This is a genomic window from Streptomyces sp. NPDC002130, assembly GCF_040296465.1.
In the GTDB taxonomy this organism is placed as follows: Bacteria; Actinomycetota; Actinomycetes; order Streptomycetales; family Streptomycetaceae; genus Streptomyces.
In genome coordinates this window covers 1-5,108 of sequence record NZ_JBEOXI010000396.1, presented here as the reverse complement: position 1 = coordinate 5,108, position 5,108 = coordinate 1, and the positions used below count along the sequence as shown (strand labels likewise).

The following is a 5,108-nucleotide window of genomic DNA, read 5'->3' as shown; positions in this document are numbered from 1 at the left end:
GCTGTAGCCACTCCGGATGGACGCGGTCGTCAGCATCGCAGAAGGCGACGAATTCGCCTGCTGCATGATCGACCCCGACGTTGCGCGCATGCGAGACGCCACGCACCGACGACGAGTCGACCCATCGCAAGCGAAGCGCCTCAACGAGAGGGTGACTCTCGATGTAGCTGCGTAGGCCGTCCGTCGAGCCGTTGTCGCTGACAATGACCTCGAACGCGCCGTCATATTTCTGTGCGTCGAGGGCCGTGAGTTGCTCGCCGATGAGATCGACGGCATTGAAGGTGGGAATGACGACGGAGAGGAGGCTGATCGTCCGTGAAGGGTGGGCGCTCATGCCTCTATCAAACCAGACCGACCGTTCGCGCCGTACAACCCAGGTGTCCACCGATGCTGAGCGTGACCGCAGCTCGGTGGGCGGCGCGCTCGAACTGTCGGGGACGGGCGCGCGGTCTTGGTGGTCCGCCGACGGTAGCTGTGAACATCCAGTCGGCGGACCATGCGTGTCGGGACCGATGAAAGTTCGACACGCAGTCTGTGGTCCGCCGGGGAACAGGTGGGGTTCGTTCCGGCGGACCAGACCCCTATTGCCCCGCGTGTTCACTTTGCAAACATAGGTGGCCCACTCGGACCAATCGGGGGGACTCGTCGAGCGGGCCGGGTACGCGTCGCGGGGGGTGCAACGCGCACCCGGGCGATGCTACTTCGCGTCGCGAACGAATGCATATTGGCGGGGCCCGGCTGGTCTTCCCTTACCCTCCGGACCCCGCGGAGCCGAGGCTACCACTGGTCGAACAGGTGTGCGAATCTTTAGGTATGCCGTCAACCGAACGATCTCCGAAGCAGTGCCCACGCGGGCACCCATTGGCGGCCAACACGTGCCTCGTCGGATGGGAGGTCTGCGGTTGCCAGACGGCACACAACGGCGGTCATCGAACGCACTACTGCCGCCGCTGCGGCGAGACGATCCGGACCCCTGAGTGTGTTGGCGCGGAGCCGCAGAGGTCCCGATGGACTAGGGCACGAGGAGCATAAGTCAATTTCCTAGAGCTGATTCTGAAGAGTCAACTCTGAGCGGCTGACAACTGATTGTGTGTCCGAAGCTTCATGTCGCCGCCAGATGGGGCGGCCAGAATGGACAGAATGTGGACAGTGAGGGCATCGAAAGGGTTCGAATGGCATCGAATCTCATGGAATAACGATGCTGGTCATGGCTGTTTATTGACAGCTGAGCAGCATGTATGCTGCCGCTAGAATAGGGTTCGAAACCCTCCGCGCCCACAAAAACCCCTCATCTGCGAGTGCAGGTGAGGGGCTTTTTTGTGCCGCAAATCAGCGTGGGCTCAGCGAGAGCGGACAGTTTTCGGACAGCCTACGAATTGATGACGGCCAGTCGAGCCCGGTCCAGTGCGCTCGCGACGGTGTCCAGATCGTCGTCAAACAGTTCTGCGTACACGTCCAAAGTGAGCGCCGCGGACTCGTGACCGAGCATCCTTTGCACAGCCTTCACGTTTGCGCCCGCTGAGATCGCCAGTGACGCCGCGGTGTGCCGAAGGTCGTGCGGAGTGATCGTCGGGAGCTCTGCAGCCTCTACGGCTCGGATGAACCACCCGCGTGGCGTCTTCGGCCTGCGCATGAAATCGCCGTCCGGTCCCGAGAAGACCAGCGCCTCGCGACCCTTCCCGACGCACTGCTTCGAGAGCTCGTCGACGAGGAATGCGGGGATGGGGATCGAGCGGGGCTTGTTCGACTTCGGCGTCCCCACGACGATCTCCGATCCAACCTCTACGGCGTTCCGGTTGACGCTCACGCGCCGGCGCAGAAGGTCGAGGTCGCCAACTTGCAGTCCGATAGCCTCACCCCATCGGAGGCCGCAGTACGCCAGGAACAGGACGAGGGTCGACCATTCCCCGGCACTATCGGCCAGTGAGGCGACTTGAGCGTGTGTCAGATAGATCTTCCGCTTCGCAACTTTCCGCGGGAGGTTGTCTACATCGCGAGCCTTGTTCGCGAGGATCTTCCGGTCTCGGACCGCCCGGTCGAGCAAACCGGACAGAACAGCGTGCGCACGGATCACCGTCGTCGCGCTCGCGGCCTTCTTGATGATCACTTCCGGATTGGCTGGGTCTCTCTGATCGGTGACTAGGTCCGTGATCCAGTCCTCAACCATCGTGACTTCGATGTCCGCAATTCGCACGGTTCCCCACTCGGGCTTTACGTGAACCCTCCACGCCGATTCGAGCGGCTTGTAGGCCGAGGCCTTCAGCTTCGCCTTCTTGGTGTCGAGCCACGGTTGCGCCAAAGATTCGATTGTCAGCTTCCCGTGCTTCGGGTCCACGAACTCGCCGTCGAGCTTCCTGACCTCGATGCGATTGGCGAAACTCTCGGCCGCAGGCTTGCTAGGAAAGCCTGCTTTGGATCCTTGGGAGCCGTCTGGCTTCATGTACCGAACCTTGTACCGCAGGCCCGACTTCGTGTCGTACGACTTGATGGTTGCCATCGACGACTCCTTTCAAGAAACGGACCAATAGCGGACCGATGTCGCCGTTGTGTGCGAACATATTTACTAACTGTTCGAGGTTCGAATGGTAGGGAAGATCCAAAGGCGGAGTAAATGACAATTGAGGCGGAGCTGCACCGAGCAGTAGTTGTTGATCGATCCATCAGTCTCGAGCGCGTTGCGAGGCTGACAAAGCGATCGGCGCGACAGGTGCGGCAGCAGATCCTTGGAGAGCGTGAGTTCTCGGTGTCCGAGATCGTGGTGATCGCTCACGCTCTCCAGTTGGACTGGAAGCTATTGATCCAGTCTTGCAATAGCGCGACCTAGCAACTCAGGTATCTGCTCGCCGAAGACTTCACAGATCGCCCCCATTTGAGCCATGTCCGCGGGACGCTCACCATTCTCAAGGCGCTGGATAGTCTTTGAACTCAGGCCCGTCTTCGTGGCCAACGCTTCCCTGCTGAGGTTCATACGCGCGCGAGCTGCTCGAATCTCGTCGCCGATCATCCTGTTCAGCTGTTCTATATCCATAGGTCACATTAGACTACATTTAGGACCGAAAAGAAACTTCTTTGTCCCGTACGGACCAAGGCGCGTAATTCCATGCTTGACATGTGGTCCGTATGGTCCTTAATCTAGTCCACATGGTCCCAATCAACGAACTCACCGCAGCGGCCGTGCGAGACGCCAAAAAGGCAGCCGGCGCGACCATTGAATCTCTGTCAGACGCCACCGGCATCCCCACATCGACCCTGAAGCGTCGACTGAACGGGCAGGTCTCGTTTGGCCTCGATCAGATCGTACTGATCGCGATCGCACTCGACGTTCCTTTCGAACAACTCATCCCGACATCAGACGCCCTCACTCGGAGCGCGGCATGAACGCCGAGATTCCGCAGACCCCGAAGCAGATTGCGCACCTGCTCGGCTGGCAGGGGCCGGGCACGTACACCAGTCCGTCATACGACGCAGTCGTGATTGCTTGCCAGCGAGGCGAACTCAAGGCCAGGCAGACCGGAAGCCGCAAGAGTCGGTGGCTGATTCTTCCGTCCGACGCGATCGCTTGGCGATCTGGCGTCAACCCTCAAAGGCTCCGGCGCACCGCATGAAAAAGCCGCCATCTGCGCGAACAGATGACGGCCAATCGATCACCCTCACGAAAAGGAATCTGATGTCTGATACTACGACACACAGTCAAGCTCCGCACGATCCCGTCGAACCGAGTCGCATCGACAAGCGTGCTGACCAGGCAAACGTCATCGACGGAACTATCTACGTGACCCAGGCAATCCCCAACGAGGGCGCGTACATCACGATCGCTGGCCGTGGCGATGACATCAAGATCGTCGCATTCGATCTGGAAGACCTGAAGTTGATCACGGAAATCGCACAAGAGCTTGGAGTAACAGCATGAGCGCTCTCGCAACCATTCAAGCGATCGACACTGGCGTTGAGCGGATCCCGTTTCATGGGGAACTGATCGAAGCACATCGTGCCGACGACGACCTGTGGATCGTCTTCCGTCCGATCGTCGAACAACTCGGCATTGACTACTCAAGCCAGCTTCGGCGACTTCGATCGGCGGCATGGGCCAACTGTGGTCGTATCACCACGGTTGGCGCGGACGGAAAGTCTCGCGAGATGATCACCGTCAACCGACGCACACTCACGATGTGGCTGGCCACGATCCAAGAAAACAAGATCAACGAGGCCGCTCGCCCCTTACTGACCCTGTATCAGTCTGAGTCCGCCGACGTTCTCGATTCGTACTGGCACGACGGCGGCGCAATCAACCCGAGGGCGACCGTCGATCAGCTTGACATGATTGTCACCCGCGCTACTGCCCAGGCTCAGCTGATCGCATCTTTCAAGGGCATCATCGACGACAAGCACCTCGAAGCGAAGGCGCGCATCGTCCTCGCGCGCGGACTGGGTGAGACTCCCGAGCTCGACCCGGCAAGCATTCCTCTCTATGCCAGCGACTATCTCAAGTCGCGGGGTCTCGCGTCAGACATGATCTCGGCGAAAGCGTCTGGATTCGGCAAGAGACTGAAGGGCTTGTACGTGGCCGAGCACGGCGAGGCTCCGGGTCGTGCGTACCAGGAACTGCCCAATGGAACCGTGCGCGAGGTCTATGCCTACACGCAAGCTGATCGAGAACTCTTCGACCGCATCTGGATTGGTCACTACGAGGGCGTGACGAGGGCAGCGGCATGACCCTCACTTTCAAGGGCCTCCCGATCGAGACTCTCGATCGCGTGAAGCCTGCCCAGCAGTCCGATCGTGAGTATGGCGGATTCTTCCGCTTCGAGTACGTCGGCGGTGGAACAGATTCCGCTTATGGCGACGAGCTGCACATCGTCCCGATGTAGCCCAATGACTCCGGTGGCGTCACCACTGTAGGACCGTGCCGGTCCCGATGGCCGGCAACCCGACGCCACCGGCCCAGACTTCCCACACTCCCATTTCTCCTGCGAAGGACATTTTGCGATGACGCATACCCAAAACACCCCGCCAGACAACGCAACTGACTCGAAGATCGCCGACTTCTGGGAGCTTCGGCCGCAGCGTGTCGAGCCTCAGTACGTCGGCAAGCGTCGTGCCGAGCAGAC

8 protein-coding genes are annotated in these 5,108 nt (G+C 60.1%); 4 read left to right on the top strand and 4 right to left on the bottom strand.

The window, feature by feature from the left end:
• The 3 genes from ABT116_RS39430 to ABT116_RS39420 all read right to left on the bottom strand — a co-directional run.
• Window positions 1-334 (bottom strand): glycosyltransferase family 2 protein (locus ABT116_RS39430; protein WP_351644544.1); only part of this gene is annotated, 334 nt, incomplete at its 3' end.
• 1,035 nt (window positions 335-1,369) lie between these two features.
• Entirely contained in the window at window positions 1,370-2,497 is a 1,128-nt protein-coding gene (locus ABT116_RS39425; protein ID WP_351644541.1) for a tyrosine-type recombinase/integrase, read from the bottom strand.
• Window positions 2,498-2,791: 294 nt separating this feature from the next.
• On the bottom strand, window positions 2,792-3,028 hold the full coding sequence (locus ABT116_RS39420; protein WP_204855951.1) for a helix-turn-helix domain-containing protein: 237 nt from the start codon (window positions 3,026-3,028) through the stop codon (window positions 2,792-2,794).
• A 113-nt stretch (window positions 3,029-3,141) separates the two neighbouring features.
• Between ABT116_RS39420 and ABT116_RS39415 the strand changes: the two genes are divergently transcribed.
• From ABT116_RS39415 to ABT116_RS39400, 4 genes are all read left to right on the top strand, one after another.
• Window positions 3,142-3,378: a helix-turn-helix domain-containing protein gene (locus ABT116_RS39415; protein WP_204855952.1), complete on the top strand. Its 237-nt coding sequence runs from the start codon at window positions 3,142-3,144 to the stop codon at window positions 3,376-3,378.
• Between the two features lie 151 nt (window positions 3,379-3,529).
• Window positions 3,530-3,910: a hypothetical protein gene (locus tag ABT116_RS39410; protein WP_351644537.1), complete on the top strand. Its 381-nt coding sequence runs from the start codon at window positions 3,530-3,532 to the stop codon at window positions 3,908-3,910.
• Window positions 3,907-4,713: a phage antirepressor N-terminal domain-containing protein gene (locus ABT116_RS39405; RefSeq protein WP_351644534.1), complete on the top strand. Its 807-nt coding sequence runs from the start codon at window positions 3,907-3,909 to the stop codon at window positions 4,711-4,713. The genes ABT116_RS39410 and ABT116_RS39405 overlap by 4 nt, the downstream gene beginning before the upstream one ends.
• On the top strand, window positions 4,710-4,868 hold the full coding sequence (locus ABT116_RS39400; protein WP_351644531.1) for a hypothetical protein: 159 nt from the start codon (window positions 4,710-4,712) through the stop codon (window positions 4,866-4,868). Before ABT116_RS39405 ends, ABT116_RS39400 begins: the two co-directional genes overlap by 4 nt.
• A gap of 19 nt (window positions 4,869-4,887) precedes the next feature.
• Here ABT116_RS39400 and ABT116_RS39395 read toward each other — a convergent pair.
• A partial coding sequence (locus tag ABT116_RS39395; protein ID WP_351644529.1) for a hypothetical protein occupies window positions 4,888-5,108 on the bottom strand: 221 nt, incomplete at its 5' end.